The sequence below is a fragment of the Holdemania sp. 1001302B_160321_E10 genome (assembly GCF_015552275.1).
Classification (GTDB): domain Bacteria; phylum Bacillota_I; class Bacilli_A; order Erysipelotrichales; family Erysipelotrichaceae; genus Holdemania.
This window is the reverse complement of the sequence record NZ_JADNEM010000007.1, coordinates 38,268-58,726: the sequence shown is the minus strand read 5'-3', so window position 1 is coordinate 58,726 and position 20,459 is coordinate 38,268. Positions and strand designations below refer to the sequence as shown.

Annotated in this window: 18 protein-coding genes; 4 read left to right on the top strand and 14 right to left on the bottom strand. The window is 53.0% G+C overall.

Annotated features, from left to right (window positions below; all coding sequences use genetic code 11):
* Positions 1–28: 28 nt before the first annotated feature.
* The 7 genes from I2D94_RS05820 to I2D94_RS05790 form a co-directional block, all read right to left on the bottom strand.
* Complete coding sequence (locus I2D94_RS05820; protein ID WP_195395956.1) at positions 29–1,636, bottom strand: ABC transporter substrate-binding protein; 1,608 nt, start codon at positions 1,634–1,636, stop codon at positions 29–31.
* Positions 1,637–1,799: 163 nt separating this feature from the next.
* Complete coding sequence (locus I2D94_RS05815) at positions 1,800–3,395, bottom strand: ABC transporter substrate-binding protein (protein ID WP_195395955.1); 1,596 nt, start codon at positions 3,393–3,395, stop codon at positions 1,800–1,802.
* 155 nt (positions 3,396–3,550) lie between these two features.
* Positions 3,551–4,570, bottom strand: coding sequence for an ABC transporter ATP-binding protein (locus tag I2D94_RS05810; RefSeq protein ID WP_195395954.1), 1,020 nt, complete (start codon positions 4,568–4,570; stop codon positions 3,551–3,553).
* 3 nt (positions 4,571–4,573) lie between these two features.
* On the bottom strand, positions 4,574–5,542 hold the full coding sequence (locus tag I2D94_RS05805) for an ABC transporter ATP-binding protein (RefSeq protein WP_072685846.1): 969 nt from the start codon (positions 5,540–5,542) through the stop codon (positions 4,574–4,576).
* A 14-nt stretch (positions 5,543–5,556) separates the two neighbouring features.
* On the bottom strand, positions 5,557–6,408 hold the full coding sequence (locus I2D94_RS05800) for an ABC transporter permease (protein ID WP_195395953.1): 852 nt from the start codon (positions 6,406–6,408) through the stop codon (positions 5,557–5,559).
* Between the two features lie 13 nt (positions 6,409–6,421).
* A complete protein-coding gene (locus tag I2D94_RS05795) occupies positions 6,422–7,387 on the bottom strand; it encodes an ABC transporter permease (protein WP_006059835.1) in 966 nt (321 codons plus the stop codon).
* 302 nt (positions 7,388–7,689) lie between these two features.
* On the bottom strand, positions 7,690–8,577 hold the full coding sequence (locus tag I2D94_RS05790; protein ID WP_195395952.1) for a PHP domain-containing protein: 888 nt from the start codon (positions 8,575–8,577) through the stop codon (positions 7,690–7,692).
* Positions 8,578–8,629: 52 nt separating this feature from the next.
* Between I2D94_RS05790 and I2D94_RS05785 the strand changes: the two genes are divergently transcribed.
* A complete protein-coding gene (locus I2D94_RS05785; RefSeq protein ID WP_195395951.1) occupies positions 8,630–9,271 on the top strand; it encodes a YggS family pyridoxal phosphate-dependent enzyme in 642 nt (213 codons plus the stop codon).
* Between the two features lie 59 nt (positions 9,272–9,330).
* Here I2D94_RS05785 and I2D94_RS05780 read toward each other — a convergent pair whose 3' ends face one another.
* Positions 9,331–9,681 (bottom strand): hypothetical protein, encoded by a 351-nt coding sequence (locus I2D94_RS05780; protein ID WP_072685838.1) that lies wholly within the window; start codon positions 9,679–9,681, stop codon positions 9,331–9,333.
* 131 nt (positions 9,682–9,812) lie between these two features.
* Between I2D94_RS05780 and I2D94_RS05775 the strand changes: the two genes are divergently transcribed.
* Positions 9,813–10,394 carry a manganese efflux pump gene (locus tag I2D94_RS05775; RefSeq protein WP_195395950.1) on the top strand — a complete coding sequence of 194 codons (582 nt, stop codon included), beginning with the start codon at positions 9,813–9,815 and terminating at the stop codon, positions 10,392–10,394.
* Here the strand turns inward: I2D94_RS05775 and I2D94_RS05770 are convergent.
* A complete protein-coding gene (locus I2D94_RS05770) occupies positions 10,378–11,508 on the bottom strand; it encodes a pyridoxal phosphate-dependent aminotransferase (RefSeq protein WP_195395949.1) in 1,131 nt (376 codons plus the stop codon). The genes I2D94_RS05775 and I2D94_RS05770 overlap by 17 nt on opposite strands.
* A 97-nt stretch (positions 11,509–11,605) precedes the next feature.
* Between I2D94_RS05770 and I2D94_RS05765 the strand changes: the two genes are divergently transcribed.
* The gene (locus tag I2D94_RS05765) at positions 11,606–12,841 is read left to right on the top strand and encodes a pyridoxal phosphate-dependent aminotransferase (RefSeq protein ID WP_195395948.1); all 1,236 of its coding nucleotides are present in this window, start codon (positions 11,606–11,608) and stop codon (positions 12,839–12,841) included.
* Between the two features lie 244 nt (positions 12,842–13,085).
* Entirely contained in the window at positions 13,086–14,330 is a 1,245-nt protein-coding gene (locus tag I2D94_RS05760) for an MFS transporter (protein ID WP_195395947.1), read from the top strand.
* A 135-nt stretch (positions 14,331–14,465) separates the two neighbouring features.
* Here I2D94_RS05760 and I2D94_RS05755 read toward each other — a convergent pair whose 3' ends face one another.
* The 5 genes from I2D94_RS05755 to I2D94_RS05735 form a co-directional block, all read right to left on the bottom strand.
* Complete coding sequence (locus I2D94_RS05755) at positions 14,466–15,044, bottom strand: ECF transporter S component (protein WP_072685832.1); 579 nt, start codon at positions 15,042–15,044, stop codon at positions 14,466–14,468.
* 271 nt (positions 15,045–15,315) lie between these two features.
* Entirely contained in the window at positions 15,316–16,680 is a 1,365-nt protein-coding gene (locus I2D94_RS05750; RefSeq protein WP_072685830.1) for a radical SAM protein, read from the bottom strand.
* 95 nt (positions 16,681–16,775) lie between these two features.
* Positions 16,776–17,339, bottom strand: a complete 564-nt coding sequence (locus tag I2D94_RS05745) for a TetR/AcrR family transcriptional regulator (RefSeq protein WP_195395946.1) — start codon at positions 17,337–17,339, stop codon at positions 16,776–16,778.
* Positions 17,340–17,430: 91 nt separating this feature from the next.
* A complete protein-coding gene (locus I2D94_RS05740) occupies positions 17,431–19,026 on the bottom strand; it encodes an ABC transporter substrate-binding protein (RefSeq protein ID WP_229056773.1) in 1,596 nt (531 codons plus the stop codon).
* Positions 19,027–19,577: 551 nt separating this feature from the next.
* Positions 19,578–20,399, bottom strand: a complete 822-nt coding sequence (locus tag I2D94_RS05735) for a papain-like cysteine protease family protein (protein WP_195395945.1) — start codon at positions 20,397–20,399, stop codon at positions 19,578–19,580.
* Between the last annotated feature and the right edge of the window lie 60 nt (positions 20,400–20,459).

Below are 20,459 nucleotides of genomic sequence, written 5' to 3'. Positions count from 1 at the left end.
ATTTGCCTGTTCTTTTTATGATTTTCGATTATTGGGGATCCATCCAGACCTTGGCCATTTCATACGTGCCGTACAAGCTGGCCATTTCCGGCTCAAACGGACTGTTGTGAATGTAGCTCTTGACAGGATAAACTGCGGTGAAATCTTTCAGAATGACGATTGGAACATCGTCGTGCATGATCTGCTGGACTTTCTTGTAATAAGGAGCACGTTCTTCCTGCGTGAAGACCTGTACGCCCTGATTGAGCGCTTCATCCAGCTCCGGATTGACATACTTGTCAAGATTCAGCGAGCCTTCCGAATGCACGCGGTTGCGGATCGCGGAAACGTCCGGTCCCTGTCCGCCTGAGCATAAGGCGATATCGAAGTTGTAATCGTCGATCACTTTCGTCATCCACGCGCCCATTTCCAGAATATTCAGCTTCACGTCGATACCGACCTGTTTCAGGCTGTCCTGAATAACGATCGCGGAATCCTTGAAGTCGCCGGAATCAAAGGTTGTCAGCTCACAGCTGAAATACATTCCGTTAGCGTCCGCAGTGTAGCCGGCTTCCTCAATCAGTTTGCGGGCCGCCTCCACATCCCGGGCCGGAATTCGGGCGTCCTCGTTGAGCGCCCACGGGTACATCGGCGAGATGTAGTATTCAGAAACCGCACCGAAGCCTTTGGCTGCTTTGTCCAGGACCGCCTGACGGTCGACCGCCATGTCGATCGCCTGACGGACGCGAACGTCGCTGAACGGTTTATCTTCGCCAAGATTGAACGACAGATAGGTTCTGGAACTGGAAACATACTGATAAACAGAATAATGTTCAGGATCGTCGATCAGCTCCTGCAGATTGGAAGTCGGAACGCCGCTCTGCATATCGTCGACTTCGCCATTGAGATAAGATTGATAGGCGGTGGAAGCATCCGGAATGATCGAAATGATCAGCTTGTCCAAATACGGCGCCCCATCCCAGTAATCGTCATTGCGGACCATTTCAATCGAAACGCCCGGCGTATATTTTTCAAATTTGAACGGACCGGTTCCGATCGGATGCATATTGTGTTCGTTCTGCGTCCAGTCCGTACCTTCGTATAAATGGGCCGGCATAATCCAGGTTCCCAGCCAGCTCAGCGCGCTGACAACCGAGGCGTCCGGCTGTTTCAGATGGAAGACAGCTTTATAATCTCCGTCGGCCGTAACCGAATCGATCATGTTCAATGTATTCGATTGATAACCGTCTTTAAGCACCTGCGTAAACGTCCAGACAACGTCGTGGGATGTAAATGGTTCTCCATCATGCCATTTTACATTTTCGCGTAAATTGAAAGTCAGCGTCATTCCGTCTTCGCTGAATTCCCAATCTGTCGCCAGATCGGGAACGACGCTGCTATCAACCGTCATCTTAACCAGCCGGTTAAAGATGTTGTAAGTTGCAGGCAGCTGCAGATCGTCAGTTTTCATGTTCGGGTTAAACGAGTTCGGTTCACCGTGACTGCGCATCACGTACGTTCCTCCCTGCTTGGGTTCGCTGATCTGCGAATTGTCGTCCGTTGCCGGTGAAGCCGCTGGCTTGCCTTCCCCACCGCACCCGGTCAGTGTCAGCGCCAGAGCCAAGATCACCGCCAGGCTTTGAATCAGTTTCTTCATAAACTTATGATCCTTTCTTTCTCCCCTAGAGATTAATTTCAGTTTATCCCTTCCTGTAAATCAAGTCAATCTCTTTTTCATCATTCTTCGCAGTTTTCAGAAAGTTTTTCAATCCAATGAAAAAAGAGTCTGACCACAAACTCTTTTTCCTGAATATTTCTGCTTATTCTTCGACCCAGACACGGGAGAATTCATTGGAAGCTACGGTATGGATACCTTCCTCAGAATAAGGATGCCCATGGATCGTATTGCGGACGGCGACAATAAACGTCGCTTCCTTGACCGGAACGATCGGCAGTTCTTCCGCCAGGATGACCTGCGCCTGCTTGTAGATCTCAGCCCGGGCCGCCTGATCCGTCGTGATCGCGCCTTCGTCTAACAACGCGTCCAGTTCTGCGTTTTTGCAATGCGCCAGGTTAAATGCGCCGGCGGAATGCACGCGCATCGAAATCGCTGAAGCATCCGGTCCCTGCGATCCCGAAAGCATCGCCATCTGGTAATCGCTGTCGACCTGAACCTTCTGCTGCCAGGTGCCCATTTCCGTGATGTTCAGCTTCACGTCAATCCCGATTTCTTTCAGATTCTGCTGCAATACCGTCGCGGTATCCTTGAAATCGCCGCTGTCAAACAGATCGAGCGTTACGCTCATGTACATGCCGTTAGCGTCGGCGGTATACCCGGCTTCTTCCAGCAGCTGACGAGCTTTTTCCACATCCCGTTCCGGAATCGTCACCGCGTCGTTCATCGCCCAGGCAAAGACCGGCGTCATGTAATACTGCGGCACTGCGCCGATGCCCTTCGCCGCCTTATCCAGAACTTCCTGGCGGTTGATGCCGAGGTTGACCGCTTCGCGCACGCGCACGTCGTTAAACGGTTCTTCGTCAAAATTAAAGGTCAGATAGGTACGGTTGTTGGATGCCCGTTCGTAAACGGTGTAGTCCGGATTGGCTTTTAAGCCGGCGATTTCGTTGCTTGGGATATTCAGCATCAGATCGTCGACTTCGCCGTTCATGTACGCCTGGAAAGCCGTGTTGGCATCCGGGATGATCGTGATGACCAGCTTGTCCAGATACGGCGCGCCCATGAAGTAATCGTCATTGCGGACTAACGTGATCGCCTGACCCTTTTCATAACTTTCAAATTTGAACGGGCCGGTGCCGATCGGATGCATGTTAGCCTCGTTGGCCGTCCAATCCGTACCTTCGTAGATGTGCTTTGGCAGAATGAACGTCCCCAGCCAGCCTAACGAACTTAAAATTGCGGCGCTCGGAGAGCTCATCTGAATGACAACCGTGTTGGCGTCCGGGCAGGTGATTTCTTCAATCATTTTGAAGCTGTTGGACTGGAAACCTTCGGTGCGGATCATATCCAGCGTCCACTTGACGTCTTCCGAGCTGAATGGTTCGCCGTCATGCCACTTCACATTCTCATAGAGATGGAATGTCAGCGTCTTGCCGTCCTCACTGAATTCCCAGCTTTCAGCCAGGTCGGGAATGATTTCGGTCGACGCCGTTGTCTTTACCAGCCGGTTGAAGACATTGGTCGCCGTGTAGGTCGCCATATCGTCGCCCTTGACATCCGGGTTAAAGCTGCCTGGATCGGTAGCCTGACGGATGATGTAGGTTCCGCCCTGAACGGGCGTCTGTTCGCCCTCGGACGGGTTTTCCGGCGCTGCGGCAGGTTCTTTCGGTGCAGAAGAACAACCGGCCAGCATCGCCAGCGCCAACAGCGCAGTCAGTGCTTTTCTTGCAAATTTCATCTTTCTTTCTCCTTGTCTTCTATTTCAGCTTCCTTGCCGGAGCGGTAAACTCCCCACCCTCAAGGTCGTTTCCCACGCGGCCTTGCTCGTGAATGAAGGAAGAAAAGTTCGAAAAAAGGCTCATCCGTCAATCACAGATGAGCCTGAACCGCTGTTTATTTTTCAGCGTCGTTGCCGACAAAATGACAGGAAACAATATGTCCGTTGCCCAGATCACGGGCTTCCGGATATTCTTTAAAACACTTCTCGCAAGCCTGATAACACCGCGGGGCAAAGTAGCAGCCCGGGCCAGTGTTGATCGGGGTCGGCGGTTCGCCCTCAATTTCGATGATTTCGCGTTTTTCCAATGGATCCAAAGATGCGCAGTTGGAAATCAGGACCTTGGTGTACGGATGCTGCGGATTGTGCAGAACCTCGTCGGTAACGCCCGTTTCCACAATCCGGCCCAGGTACATGACCGCAACCCGGTCGGAAATATAACGGGTTGTCGCGATATCATGGCTGATGAAAACCATCGCCGTGTTTTCTTCCTTGCTTAATGTCTGAAGCATATTGATGATATCCGCACGGATCGAAACGTCCAGCATGCTGACCGGTTCGTCCGCAACTAAGAACGTCGGGCGCAGCAGCATGCTTCGCAGAATCGAAATACGCTGCAGCTGACCGCCGGACAGTTCATGCGGGTGACGGTAGATATAATCGGTGGCCGGCGCCATTCCGGCGTCTTCCAGCGTTTTGATCATAATGTTATGCCGTTCTTCATCATTGGCGCCGATTTTGTGAAGCTTCATCGTGCTCATGAAGATTTTTTCAATCGTGTACCGCGGATCAAATGTATCAAACGGATTCTGGAAAATCATCTGGCAGGTCCGGCAGAAAGCCAGCCGATCCTTCTTTTTCAGCTGAGTGCTGGAAACACCGTGATATAAAATCTCACCGGCCGTCGGATCTTCCAAATGGATCAAAACGCGGCCCAGCGTCGACTTACCGCATCCGGATTCGCCGATAACGCCTAAGGTTTCGCCCCGTTTCAGTTCAAAGCTGACGCCGTCGACAGCCTTGATCGTCTGTTTCTTGCTGACCTTGCCATCCTGCTTGGTCACTTTTTTCTGGATATACCAGCGGGTCAGGTCTTTGACCTGAATAACTACATCTGAGTTTACTGTATCCGACATCGCTTATTCACCTCCTACCTTGTGGCAGGCAACCTTCCAGTTGCCCTTCTCGTTGACCGTCTTCAATTCCGGCTCAACCGTGCGGCATTTCTCAGTCGCAAACGGGCAGCGCGGCGCGAAGACGCAGCCTGGAATTTCCTGACTTAAATCCGGCAGCGAACCCGGAATCCCGCGCAGATCGTTTTTGGCGCCCTTAAAGGACGGGAACGATTTAAGCAAACCCTGCGTGTATGGGTGCTGCGGATTGACTAAGACGTCCTTCGTCTCGCCGCTTTCCATCAATCGGCCGGCATACATGACGGCGATCTTCTTGCAGGTCGAGGCGACGACGGAAACGTCGTGGGTAATCATAATCCGGGTTACGTTCAGATTCTGTTCCAGACTCATGATCTCGCGCAGGATCTGACTCTGCGTAACGACGTCCAGCGCCGTTGTCGCTTCGTCCAGAACCAGTAAGCGCGGATTGTGAAGCAGGCTCAGCGCGATTGAAACACGCTGCATCATGCCGCCGGACAGTTCGTGCGGATATAACTCGTAAACACGGTCAGACAGGTTGACGACCTTGAACAGATCGTAAACCCGCTGTTTGATTTCATTCTTGTCCGCGTTTGGAAAATGCACGCGGTAAACGTCTTCCATCTGCGCTCCGACCTTGTGAACCGGGCTCAGCGCGCTCATCGACTTCTGGAATACGATCGACAGATCGGTCCAGCGCAGCGCATCCATTTCATCCTTCGTTAACTTTAACAGATCCTTGCCGTTGTACAAAATTTCGCCGTCGACCTGCGTGATGCGGTGCGGCAGCAGGCGCAGAACGGCGCTGGCCAGCGTGGATTTGCCGGAACCGGACTCGCCGACGATACCGATCGAATCCTGTTCCTCAATTTCCAGGCTGACATGCTGGCAGGCATGGACCTTCTTGTCCTTCATAATATAACGTACATTGACGTTTTTCAGTTCTAATAATGCCATTTTTTCCTTCCTCCCTAGTTATTGGCGTCCATCTTAGGCGAGAGCACGCGGTTGAGGCCGTCACCGATGAGGAAGAATGTCAGAACGGTGAAGACAACGGCAACGCCGGCGAAGGTGGAAATCCACCAGCCCTTCGGCATGTACTGTTTGCCATGGTAGATAATCTGACCCCAGCTGACGACATTTGGATCGCCTAAGCCCAAGAATGACAGGCCGGCTTCGGACAGGATCGCGCTGGAGACGTTCATCGTGGTCTGCGCGATAATCGGGAAAATCCCGTTTGGAATGATGTGCTTGAACATGATGCTGAAGCGGCTTTCGCCCATCGCCTGCGCGCTCTTGACGAACGTTCTCTCCTTTAAGGAGATCGCCTGCGCACGCATTAAACGCGCATTGCCGGTCCACGAAGTCAGGCCGATAACAATCATGATGTACATGATGTTGCTGCCAAACAGCGCGACGATGATCAGAATCAGGAAGAACGACGGCGTCATCAGGAAGAAGTTCATGAATTCCGAAATGAGCCGGTCGATCTTGCCGCCGAAGAAACCCGCGATGCCGCCGATGCAGGTACCCAGAATACCGGAAATACTCGCGGCGACGACGCCGATCATTAACGACGTCCGCGTCCCATAGATAATCTCACTTAAAACGTCGCGGCCCAGACCGTCGGTACCCAGGATATGTCCCGGCGTGCCCGGTCCGGCAACCAGCGCATCATATAATTTATACGGATCGCACGGAGCGATAATCGGCGCGAAGAAAGCGATGCACAATAAGACGATCAGAAGAATGACGCCCGTGCGCAGCTGGGAGTTCTTTTTCAACACCCGCATCGCAGCCTGAAAAACATTGTCTTTTTTCATTGTACTGTTCCTCCTAGTCGTAGCGGATCCGCGGATCGATAAAGCCGTAGAGGATATCGACCAGAATCATCGCGATACAGATAACGACGGACGTGACCAGATAAATTCCAGTCAGCACCGGATAGTCACGCTTGGAAATCGAGCTGAACATCAGTCGGCCCATGCCCGGCCATGCGAAAACCGTTTCGATTAAGACGGAACCCGAAAGCAAAAACGCCAGCGACATGCCCAAAACCGTCACGGTCGGCAGAATCGCGTTGCGCAGAACATACTTGTTGAAGATCCGGCTTTCCTTCATGCCGGTCGCCTTGAACGTCGTGATGAAATCTTCCGACATCACCTGTAAGACGGAAGAACGCGCAATTCGGAAGTAATACGGCGTCTGCGTCAGCACCATCGTCGTAATCGGCAGCACCAGATGGCGGCAGACGTCGGCGAAGTACGCAAACCCCTTATAATTGGCTCTCAGGTTCACCATGCCCGAGGTCGGGAACCATTTCAGCGTCGAAGCGAAGATCAGAATCATCATTAACCCCAGCCAGAATCCCGGCGTCGCGTCGAACACATACGAGATACTGCACACGAACTGGTCAAACTTGGACCCGTTCTTTCGTGCAGCGTAGATTCCTATCAATGTACCAATGGTGACGGACAGCAGCACCGCGGTTAACGACAGCGCCAGTGTCGGGCCGATCTTCTCACCGATCAGTTTAATGACGGATTCGTCGCTGATGTAAGAATACCCCAAGTCCCCCTTCGCTACATTGCCAAGAAACATGACGAACTGCTCCGGAATGGATTTGTCCAGGCCATATTTTTGCTGCAGTGCTTCGATCATCTCTTCGTTTGGATTATCCGTGCCCGCCATAATGCGGATCGGATCGCCCGGAGCCAGACGGATCAACGTAAAGTTGAAGCAGACTGACAACAGGACAACGAGAAGACCACTCAATGCACGTTTTCCAATATAACGTTTCATTTCAAGATTTCCTCCTTTTACCTAAAAATCTTTTTCCTCTGTCCTCTCAAACGGGAAAATAAAAATGTAAAATTTTCATAATTTTACATTCAATGAAACATAATTTCATTGCTTTCTATTATACACGAAAATCTGTCAAATGGAATAACCTGAAAAGAATTTTCCCGTTTTTTTTACCATTTTGCGCCGTTTTTCTTATTTTTTACATTCGTTTTCAGAAAGCGCTTGTAAACGGAACTTGTTCAAATTTGCCGCCGGACATCTCCTTTTTCAGCCCCTGAAATAAGCCGGGCGCGCCTTGTTCAGCGCGCCTGCCAGTACGCGATCCGGGCTTTCAGCAGCGCGATCATCGCCGCGCAGTCGCCGTCAAAGCCCGTCTTTCCCAAATCAATATTCGGTTTGGTCGCCCCATGAAAATCACTGCCGAAAGTTTCGGCCAGTCCCCATTTCCGGCAGAATTCATGATAAAACCGCCGGCCTTTCTCATCATGGTAAGAACTGTAAACTTCAAAGCCGTCCGCTCCGCCTTCACGCAGTTCTTCCGCCGCCGCGGCGTCCAGCTTCAGATTCTGCATCGGATGAGCGACGATCAGCGCTCCGCCGCAGCGATGCACATAATCCACAACCTGCCGCCAGTCCGGCAGCCGCATTTCGGCATAGCCCCAACACCCCACCGCCAGCTGATCCCAATAGAAGTTGGCGATCGGATTGGCGCTGCGTGCGCCTGTCTGATATGGCTTCAGATCGGGATGAGCCTGAGTTTCAAGCAGCTCCTGCGTAATTTCAACGTTGGTATACGGCCGGCCGTGCGCCCGTGCGATGATCGCCGCTTCGTTTAGCTTCAAGCCGTAATGCTCCTCGATCAATGCCAGCCGATGACGTCCGGTGCGCCGCAGCTCTTCGATGTAATGATTCTTTAAGCGCGTGAAGCCGGGATCACGCAGATCGCAGCCGTAACCTAACAAATGTACGATATTGCGGCCGAAGAAGCAGTCGATTTCAATGCCCCGCAGCGTTTCGATCCCCGTTTCCTGCGCCTTGGCCTCCAGCTTCAGCGCGCCGTCGATCTCATTATGGTCGCTGATCGCGATCAGGTCCAGATGCTTTTCCCGCGCCAGGCGCAGGATCGTTTCCACGGATTCCGTGGCGTCAAAACTGGCTGAACAGTGGATGTGCAGATCTGCTTTCATCGTTCATTCCTCCTTTGAAAGTGGTATAATATCCCAAGAAAAGAGGGATAGTATGCCGCAGCTTTATGAAACCATTCTTCATCAATGTCAAGACCAATGCGAGCTTTTAATCGTCTCCAAGCATCGCTCCATCGCCCAGATCCAGGCTTATTACGATCGCGGCGCGCGCGATTTCGGAGAAAACCGGGCACAGGAGCTGCTGCAGAAGGCGCCGCAGCTGCCATCCGATATCCGCTGGAATTTTATCGGCCACCTGCAGCGCAACAAGGTCCGCGCCGTTTTGCCTTATCTGCACCGCGTCTGTTCGCTGGATTCGCTGGAGCTGGCGGCCGTGCTGGACAAGGAAGCCGCCCGCCTCAGCCGGACGATCGGCGTGCTGAGTGAATTCAATCTGGCCCAGGAGACGACCAAAACCGGATTGGCAGCCGCCCAGGCCGACGCTTTCTTTGAAGCACTCAGCCAGTTTGAACATCTGATTCCCGAAGGAATCATGGTGATGGGGCCGCATGTGGAGGATGAAGCCGCCATTGCCGCCGTCTTCCGTCAGGCCCGCGCCTTATTTGATCGGCTGAAAAAGAACTACGGCGGCCCGCAGTTTACGATCTGTTCGATGGGGATGAGTCACGATTACCCGATCGCCCTGCGCGAAGGCTCCACGCAGCTGCGCCTGGGGACGATTCTGTTCGAAGATTAAGCCTTCGCACACCCCCGGGGGCTGCGCTTTTCGTTTTTAATGGGAACAACGGCAGCGGATCAATCAAAAAACGCCCAGCCGCAGTACACATAAACCATATAGATAACGAACCCCTGGATCCCCAGAAAGTTGAAAATGGATTTCAGCTGCGGGAAGACGATATAGCCCAGATCCCATAACACGAAAAACATCAGGAAGAACGAGATGACGAGTTTTTTAAACCATGACTCATCTCGTCTTTTTTTATGGATATGCAGACTCAGGCCGAACGCGAACAAACTGATTGCGATCGCGATCGTCACCAGCGTCGAACGGATCGAAACCGGCAGATACATATTGAACAGCCGCACGATCAGGCCGCTGACGATCATGATCAGAAAGGGAATGCCATATCTTCTGGCAAAGCTCATAAACTCACTCCTAACTTAACGTCCTCTATTATACATGACTTCGACGGAATCTGACAAAGAAAACTTCCCGGGTTCTTCGCCTGGACAGCGCGGCCGGGCCGCTCATACCCTGACGATAGAGGAGGAGTGTTATGGCCCATCTGATCTTTTTAAGCCTGTTGGTCAGTCTGGACGGTTTTTTCAGCGGATTCACCTTCCGGCTGAAAAAAATCCGCATCTGTCTGCCGCAGCTGCTTTTCATCTCGCTTTGCCCGCTGGTGATCGTCAGTGCGGTGATGTTGTCCGCGCGGCGAATGACGGCCGCCATTCCCCAGGGCGCCGCCCGGGGATTAGGCTTTGTGTTGTTTTTCTGTCTGGCTTACCTGTCGTTTGCAGAGGCGTTAAAAAAACGCAGATCCGGTTCACCCACGCTGATCACGATGATCAACGACCCGGCCAGCTCCGATCTGGATCACAACCAGCGTCTGAGCAGCCGCGAAGCGTTGTTATTGGGGTTGGCGTTAAGTCTGGACAACGCCGTGCTGGGATTCAGCTTCGCTCTGGATGGAGCGCCGGTGGGCTCGACAGCGCTGTGTTTTGCGCTTGTGAATTTCCTGTTGGTCATGGCCGGCAATCTCTGCCCGGTGCTGCCGTTTGTCCGAAGAATTGAAAAAGGCAGTGAATACCTGCCTTCGCTGCTGTTTTTGCTTTTGGCCTTCAGCCGGCTGCTTTGACGAACTTTTCGATCTGATCCAGCGCCCAGTTCAGCGTTTCCCACTCGCCGCCGACCGATATCCGCACATGACCTGCTCCGCGCCTGCCGAACAGCGTTCCCGGCAAGACGGCGACGCCGGCCTGTTCCGCCAGCGCAAGCGCAAATTGTTCGCTGGTCAAACCGGTTGAGACGATCGACGGAAAGCAGTAAAAGCTGCCTTCCGGACAAAGACAGGATAAACCGATTTCATTCAGCCGCCGCCAGGCGTGTTCGCATTGTTTTTCAACAGTCTGCCGCCAGGGCGCAGCCGACAGCGTCAGCGCGGTGCAGCCGGCCTTCTGCACAAATCCAGCCACGCCCGAGACCAGCGCCTGATGTGTTTTCAGCAGCGCCGGATTCCAGCGCCGGGGAGCGCTGATCCAGCCCAGCCGCCAGCCGGTCATCGCATACGTCTTGGAAAAGCTGCCGACGAAGATCACGCGGTGACGGGCAGACCGCAACCCCTTGAAATTCAGCGGTTTCCAGCTTAACTGTTCGTAAGCCGCATCCAGGATCAGCGCCAGATCATACTTTTCCGCCAGGGCTGCCAGATGCTCTAATGCGTCGGCAGATAAAACCTGACCGGTCGGATTATTCGGACTGGCGGCGATAATCGCCCGGGTCCGCGCGCTGACCGCACGTTCCATCGCCGCAAACTCCGGCTGAAATTGATCGTCGGTCAAACAGAACACCGGTACGGCAGACGCCAGTGCGATCGCGCTGAGCGTGCCGGGATAGCCGGGATCCATCACCAGCACCTCGTCGCCGGGATTTAATAACGCCAGGCAGCAGACTGCCAGCGCCTCCTGTGCCCCATTGGTGATCAGAATCTGTTCCGGATGAAACGTCCAGCCGCGCAAAGCTCGTTCGCGCTCTGCCAGCTGTTGTCGCAGCGGGGCCAGTCCGGCGGCTGGGGGATAGTGCGTCAGGCCCTGCCGCAGCGCTTCCGACGCGGCTTCCGCTATCCTCAAATCCGTGCTCTGCGCCGGTTCGCCCAGCGTCAGCTGCGCCCGCGCACCGGACTCATGCAGCCGCGCAGTCCAGGTCCGGATCGGACTGACCGGCATTTTTCGTACTTCTTCATGAATTCGCATAATTGCCTCCTTTCTTTTCATTGTATGAAAGGTTCTTTTCAATTCTGTGCAATTCAGTTATAATCAAGACATTAATCAAGGAAAGAAGATGATCCCGATGTCTTTTATGAAACAATCCGCCGATCTGCAGCCGATTGAAGATACCGTCTTCGCCGTCGTTTCGATGGCGAAGCAGGATATCGCCGAACATGGCGCAGAGGCCGTCGTCGACGCGACGATCGGCTCCCTTTACGATGAACAGGGCAGACTTGTCGCCTACCAGAATGTCTTCGATCACTACAACGCGATCGCCAAGGAAGTCAAAGCGGCTTACGCCGCCAGCTTCACCGGCAATCCTGGCTACCGGACTCAGGTCAGAAACTGGGTGCTGCAGGATCAGCCGATCAAATTAAACGCCTCCGTCATCGCTACCCCGGGCGGCACCGGCGCCGTCAACATGACGATGATCAATGTTCTGGAAGCGGGACAAACCGTCGTCCTGCCGGAAATCTGCTGGGGATCGTACAACTTGATGGCCGCCCAGGCCCGGCTGAAGACCGCTTCCTACGCGATGTTTGACGACGATCACTTCAACTTCGCTTCGTTTGAAAGCGTCTGCCGCCAGGTGATGAGCGAGCAGGGACGGCTGCTGGCCGTGATCAATGATCCATGCCACAACCCGACCGGCTATTCCATGAGTCTGGCGGAATGGCGGCAAATCGTCCACTTCCTCAACGAGCTGAGCAAACAGGGACCGTGCGTGATTCTCAACGATATCGCTTATATTGATTACAGCTATCAGGGCCTGCACAGCCGCGATTATCTGAGCTGCCTTAATGAAATAAATGAAAACGTGCTGGCCGTGATCGCGTTCAGCTGTTCCAAAACGCTGACCTCTTACGGCCTGCGCTGCGGGGCGGCATTAATTCTGGGACAAAACGCCCAGCGCGTGCGCGAAGCCGAGATCGTTTTCGAAAAGACCGCCCGCGCCACATGGAGCAACATCCCCAACGCCGCGATGGAAAACTTCACCTGGATCACGACGGAAAACCGCGCTGGCTTTGAGGCAGAAAAACAGCGCTATGTCGATCTGCTGAAACAGCGCAGCCAGTGCTTCATCGAAGAAGCCGCTGCCTGCGGTCTGCTTTGTTATCCTTATAAAGAAGGTTTCTTTGTAACGCTGCAGATGAAGGATAACGCGCTGCGTGATCAATATCACCAGAAGCTGATCGACAATCATATCTACACCGTCAAGGTCAACAAAGGAATCCGCGTCGCACTCTGTTCGCTGAGTCTGTCAAAAGTGCAGGGACTGGCCGGGCGGATGAAAGCGATTCTGGATTCGCTGCAATAAAGTTCACATTTTCTTTGGATTTAAGTAAACCCTGCCGAGACATTGGCAGGGTTTGCTTTACCCTTCGCTCAGACCGGCCCCCGCTTGGCCCCTTTATTCGAACAAACAACTGTTCTTTCATCATTTTTATTTTAAAAATCAAAATTTAAAAGAATAAATTAATTATTTTTATTTTATAATTCATAATTTTAATTGACAGTTTAATCGCTTTGTCATATTATGGAACTAACAAGAGGTGGACGTCATGAATGAAACGAAAACACTGAAGCTCTGGAATAAAAATTTTATCCTGCTGTGGCAGGGTACGCTGTTCTCCACGTTCGGCGATGTGCTTTACAGCATCTGCATCGGCTATTGGGTCTATGAGAAAACCGGATCCACCGCATTAATGGGTCTGCTGACAAGCATCTCCATGTTTGTCGCGATGATCCTGGGCCCCTTCTGCGGCGCGATCATCGACCGCAGCCACCGCAAATGGATGATCGTCGGCACGGACCTGATCCGCGGCTTAACGATGATCGGACTGGGCCTGATCGCGATGAGCCAGCACTTGGAAGTCTGGATGGTGCTGGCTACAGCTTTCATCGCCGCCCTGTGCAACGCGTTTTTCACACCGGCTTCGATGACCGTCATGACCGATCTTGTGATGCCGAAGGATCTGGTCCGGGCGCAGTCGCTCTCCGGCGGCATGCGCTCGCTCGTCGCGATGGCCGGCAAAGGCTTGAGCGGAGCGATCATCGCGTTTCTCGGCGTTCCCTTCGTCATCCTGCTCAACGGGGTTTCCCTGTTGATCTCCGCGTTCACCGAATGCTTCATCGACGTGCCGCGGGCGCCCAAGACAGGCATGCCGATCAACCTGAAAACATTGTTTGCCGATTTGAAAGAGGGCGCCCAGTATGTGTTCAACGACCGCTGCTTCCGCCTGATCGTCATCATCGCGGTGTCCGCCAATTTCTTCGGCTCGGGCATGGGCGCCGTGTTCCTGCCGTTTTGTCTGGGCCGGGGGCTGGACGTCGTACAGTATGGCTATCTGATGTCGCTGCAGTCGATTTCCGCGCTGATCGGCACGATTTTCATGGGCACGCTGAATATCAAACCGGAGCTGCGGATCCGGCTGATGTTGTTCGGTTTTCCGTTAAGTTCCCTGTTGTTTGCCGTCTGTTATTCGATGCAGACGTTCAACTCGCTGGCGTTCACCTTTCTGATCAGCTATTTTGTCAGCGCCGTGGCCAACGCGATTCTCAACGCCGCGTTCATGTTGGTCATCCCGCGGGAAAAGCGGGCGATGATTTCCGGCTTTATCATGATGGCCTCCAGCGGCGGTCAGGCGTTATCCTCGCTGGCTTTCGGGTTCATCGCGGAATTCGTCGATCTGAGCGTACTGGGCACCGTTTCCAGCCTGATCTCGATTCTGCCGTTTATTCTGTTGTTTGTCTATCCGGAAATCAAGGAACGCTTCATCCAGGCGGAATTGAATCCGGAAGTCTGAAATCCCGCGGGTCCACAAAAAAACCACCGAATGGAATCCTGCTCTCTGCCCGCATGACAGAAGCTTGTTCCTGCGGTGGTTTTTCTTTTTTGTTTGAGAGAACTTGTTTCCTTTTCCGCCCGGACGTGTTTTGCCTTAACTCTCCTTCCGCCCGTAAATACTGGCGAACGGTTTTCTTAACGCCATATACAAGAATACGGAAACAAAGACGCAGATCACGGCGTTGAAGGCGGTAACACCGCCGGTCCAGGTCAGGATGATCGCCGCGGCTTCGGCATTGATCCCCAGAATAAACCGTTTGAACAAATAACCGATGATCGGATCAAAGACCACGTTGAAGCCCAGGCCCGCCGCCGCGCTGATCGCTGCGATTTGAGCCGCCTGTCTGGAATCTGCGGCCTGCGCCAGTCCCAGCTTCTGTCCGACTTTTCCGGAGAGATAGCCGATGCAGAATTTCAGGAAAAATGTCTTCGGTGCGGATGCGACATAGCGCGGATCCAGCAAGTCGGCAATCGACAAGCCGATCGCTCCGGCAACGCCCCCCTCGGCTGGTCCTAACAAAAAAGCCGACACCACCACGATCGCATTTGCGACGTGGATCGCGACTGAAGATCCGGCCGCCAATGGGATGTCGATCTTCAAATAGCTGAAAACAATGTAATTGATCGCCGCAAAGATAGCGATAAACGCCATCGTCCGCGTCCTTTTTTTCATTTCAAATCCCCCTTTTTGCTTTCAGAATACCGCGTAGAAAATCCGCTTCCCACAGGATTCCCGAGAAAACCGGCGCCGCGGTCTTCCTTATTGTAATACAAAAAGAATGGCGGGGGAAAACTTTTTTATTATTTATTGAGGGGTTATACGACTGATTTTCCAAGCGTGAGCCCCCGGCCAGATTAACGTGGGTCAGTTCGGCCAAGCCGCAGAAAAAAGAGAAAAACCCGCGCCGATTCTCATGACCGGCCGGGTTTTCTCAGCAAACCGCTTACTTGTCAGAGTTTCCCTGCGGATGCAGTTCGTTTGCGATCTGTTGGGAACGAACCGCCCACACCTGCGCGTAGTTCTGACATTTCGCGCACAGATGTTCCGCGCTTTCCGGCGATTGCAAATCTGTCGAAACAGCGCCGCTTTGCTTGACCAGCCGAGGCAGGATTTCCGGATTTTCCAGCATCGGACATGGCCGCAGCATGTTTTCATTAAACGGCTGGTTGTGATAATAAGCCATAAACAAAGGGCTTTGCAGAGCTTTTAGCAACGTATGCTCGCGGATATTCACATTGGAATAATGGATGAACACACACGGATCGACATCGCCGTTGGCATTGATGTGCAGATAACGCCGGCCGCCGGCGATGCAGCCGCCGACATATTCGGCGTCGTTCTGGAAGTCGATCGTGAAGATGGGCTTCGTCTTGCGGAAGCCGCGGATCTGCTGAATCATCCAGGCCCGCTGGTCCGCAGAAGGCAATAACACCGGCGCCGCTTCATTGCCGACCGGCATGTAGTGGAAGAACCAGGCGAACAACGCGCCGTCCCGGATCATCTGATCGAAATACCGCTCGCTGCTGACATCCTGCACATTCGCGCTGGTATAACACGTCGATACGCCGAAGGGCAGCTTGTATTGCTTCAGCAGCGCCATCGCCGCGCGGACCTTCGCATAACACCCCGCGCCCCGGCGGCTGTCGTTGGCTTCTTCAAAGCCTTCCAGTGAAATCGCCGGTACAAAGTTCTTCACTTCCAGCATCGCTTCGCAAAACGCCTCGTCGATCAGTGTTCCATTGGTAAACGCCAGAAACTCGCAATCCGGATGCTTCCGGCAGAGCGTAAGCAGATCCGCTTTGCGCATCAGCGGTTCCCCGCCGGTATAGATATACATAAAGGTCCCCAGAGCTTTGCCCTGAGTGATGATGTTGTCAATTTCCGCCACGCTGAGATTCAGCTGATGGCCGTATTCCGCCGCCCAGCAGCCGGTGCAGCGCAGATTGCACGCCGAGGTCGGATCCAGCAGAATCGCCCACGGAACATTGCATTGATTTTCAGCCGAGGCTTCAATCTGACGGGCGCTGCCTCTGAGGGAGGCGTTGATAATGAAATTGGTGAAGAATGTTTTCCGGACGCCGGCGTCCAGATCATACAGCTTCAGCATCAGGTCATACCAATGATTCTTCTGTTCGATCACCTCGCGCACCGCCCGGCGCTGAGACGCGTACCAGTCCTCAGGGCAAACCTGATCCACCAGCTTCATCACCTTGGGAATATTGGCCTCCGGATCCCGTTCCAGATACGCCAACGCTGTTTTAACAGCGGTTTCCAAAGCAGCGGATTTCATTTTTTCGATCGTTTTCATAAATTAGCTTCTCCTTTTTCCACTGGTTTCATTATAGGAAAGCCAGAAAAAGAAACCCAGCGACAGATTTCGCCAGGTGTAAAACGATCAGACAATCAAGGCTGTTTGCCTGAATATTCAGATGGCAGCAGCGCGCCGTTTTCCGCCAGCGTGATCAGACTTCGCGCTTCCTCCTTGAGATCATAGCGCATATCGTGGTCCAGCCAGTCCAGCGTTACCCCCAAAAGCAGGCAGCGGTAAAAATGCAGCACAGTCTTCAGAGCTTCCGGTTCATATTTTCCATCCAGTCCCGCCTGACAGGCATAAGCGTCCAGCGTATTGCCGATCAGATCGGTCAGATGCTGCTGAAACAATTCGCGGCTGGCCGAATGATAAATATGCAGGGCCGCCTGCCGATACTTCTGACACCAGGCCAGCGCCTGATCCAGACTGTCCAGGAGCGAAAGCGTATCCCGCTGCTCGGGAAGCAAAGCCGCCGCCTGCTGGGCAAAGATTGCTTCCACCAAAGACGGGATATCCTCAAAATAATAATAGAACGTGTTTCGATTTAATCCGCAGCGTCCTACGATCTGCGCTACGGTGATCTTGTTCAGCGGTTTTTCCTGCGCCAGCGCCATAAAGTTATCCATGATCCATTGCCGGGTTCTGATCATTCCCATCACCTCGCCCGCATTATAGCACGATGCGAAAACCAAAAGAAATCCCCGGAACGACACAACCGGGGATTTGTTTAGATTCATAGTTTTCGGCTTACTGCTCGATCCAGACTTCAGAGAACTCGTTGGTCCCCAGCGTCGTGGACTTTTCAGTGGATAACGGATGGTTATGAATTGTCGCCTTGATCGGATAGCTGTAGATTTCATCGGTAACGATGACCATCGGCAGATCACGCTTCAGGATTTCCTGAATCTGCTTATACACTTCCCCTCGGGCCGCTTTATCCGACACGGCGATGCCCGCTTTCAACAATTCGTCAATTTCCGGATTGGCATATTTGGAGATGTTCAGCGAACCGTTGGAACCGATCCGGTTTTCAATCGCGTTGGCGTCCGGGCCCTGCGAACCGGAGTTCATCGCCATATCGAAGTTGTAATTATCCAGCACCTTGGTCTGGAAGTTGGCGATTTCTGAAATATTCAGCTTCACTTCGATGCCGATTTCTTTCAGCTGGGCCTGAATGACCGTCGCGGTATCCTTGAAGTTGCCGCTTTCAAACGTGTCCAGCGTGCAGGTGAAATAATAGCCGTTTTCGTCCTGGGTATAGCCGGCTTCCTCAATCAGCTTCCTTGCCGCTTCCCGATCCATCTCCGGAATCCGCGCGGTGTCGCTCATCGCCCAGTCAAAGACCGGCGTCATGTACGTTTCCGGGACGCTGCCGATGCCCTTGGCCGCCTTATCGAGAATTTCCTGACGATTTAACGCCATGTCAACCGCCTGACGAACGCGCACGTCCGCAAACGGACCTTCTTTCAGATTGAACGAGAGATAAACGCGGCCGGTGGCGACATATTGGTAAACGTTGTAATTCGGATCCTGCTTCAGCGCGGCGATTTCCGAAGACGGGGCTTTGCCGAGAATGTCGTCGACTTCGCCATTCTGCCATGCCTGGAACGCTGTCGATTCATCCGGAATAATCGAAACGATTAATTCGTCGATATACGGCGCGCCCTTGAAGTAATCCTCATTGCGCTCCATGCGGATCGCAACGCTCTTTTCATACGAAACAAACTTGAACGGACCGGTGCCGACGGGCTGGAAGTTGGCTGGATTGGTCGACCAATCGTACTCCGGCGTATCGTAGATATGCTTTGGCATGATGAAGGTTCCCAGCCAGCCGATCGTGGCGACAATCCCGGAATTCGGCTCGGAAAGATGGAATACGACGGTATTTGCATCCGGGCAGGTAATTTCGCTCAGCTGCTTGAAGCTGTTGGACTGATATCCTTCGGTACGGATCTTATCAAACGTCCACTTGACGTCCTCGGAGCTGAACGGCTCGCCGTCATGCCACTTCACACCTTCGTGAAGATGGAACGTCAGCGTCAGGCCATCTTCTGAAAATTCCCAGCTTTCCGCAAGATCACCGACTACTTCATTGGAAATCGTCTGCTTGACCAGCCGGTTGAAGATATTCTGATAGGCGACGACGCCCCAGTCGTCGACTTTCAAATCCGGATTGAAACTGTACGGATCGCCCGCTCCGCGGACGATGTAGGTTCCTCCGCTGACCGGTTCGTCCGACGCGGTGGCGGCAGGTGCGGCGCTGTTCTCTCCCTGAACAGCACAGGCTGTTAACATGACGGCGCAGACGCCGACGATAATTTTCTTTACCCAGTTTTTCATCATTAATTTTCTCCTTTTCTGAATTTCGCTTAACCCTGCAGTTCAGAAAAGCAGTGCTCCGGAAACTCCGGTTTGTCTCCCCAGTTTCACGCCCTCAAGCCCCCTTTAATCAAACACAAAAAATCCGCCTTCCAATTAGAAGACGGATGATCAATCCGTGGTACCACTCCTATTATCCTGTCTGTTAAAACAGGATCACTCTGCGGACATCGTCGCACTTGCGAGAATGTCTTCTTCTATAACGGGAATTCCCGGCTTCCCCTACTCGGCCATGCCTTTCAGTTCGCTGCTAACAGGGCAGTTGTCCCCGGTGTCCGTACTGCCTCGCACCTTCCGGCAGCTCTCTTAAACCCGACGTTCCAGTTTCTCATTTCCTGATCTATGCATTTGTGCTGATGGGATTAGTTTACCGCAGACCGAAAAACTTGTCAATTCTTTTTTCAGTATTTTCTGAAAATTAATTCTCCATGTTTGTTTTCTCTATTTCAGCTTTCAGAAAATCGCAGTCAGTTTCCACAGCGGAGATGAAAAGCTTTGATCTTGATCTGGATAAGTTAGCCGGCGGACGGCGTGGCGATCAGAAACATCAGATCCCGCTGATTCTCCATTCCCTGTTCTTCGAAGAAATCATACATCGTCCAGTTGTAATAAAAACGTTCCGCCCCATAGACGGTATAGCCATCCTGATTGTGATCTGTCGTGTCGTAAGGATCGGCGACGATCAGAACATCATCCTGCGTCGTTTCCGTTCCCATGTTGTCATAGCCGATCACCACCTGCCAGTGTCCGCCCCAGTCGTTCCAGGCGACCATCACCGGCGTGCCTTCCTTCAGCAGGGCTTCAAACCGTTCTAATGGAAAGGCCGCTTCCAGCTGATCAGCCGGATAATCCAGACTGCTTTCCAGATCGAAGCCGCCAACCTGATTAAAGATCGCGATCATGGATTCCATGTCGGTCGCTTCCGGGGTCAGGCCGTTGCTTCGCAGTTCTGCCAGTGTGCGCTCGGTCTGTTCGCCCAGCTGATCATAATAGTTGAAAACCAACAGCGCGGAAACCACCCCGCAGGACCACTCCGAAGTCTGCTGCATCGTCTGAAAATGCGGCAGAATCGTCAGCGTTTCCGTACTTTCGGCATTGTAAAAGTCAACCGTGGAAAAATAAGGTGAATCCGGATGATCGCCCTGCCGCTCAACCGCATCCGCGCCGGCTTCCGGATCCAGATCATCGCGGTAAGCCAGTTTCATCTGATCCGTAAAGTTGCCGCCTGAGCGAGTTGGGACGGAGTCCGCAGAAGCCAGAGGCGTCGGCGCGGCAGGCGCGGCGGAACAGCCCGCAATGAAAAGCAGTGCGCAAAGCACAGTCAATAATTTTTTCATAAAATGATACTTCCCCTTTCAAAATAGAAAAACAAAAACAGTTCTTTTCGTTTCTTCAAT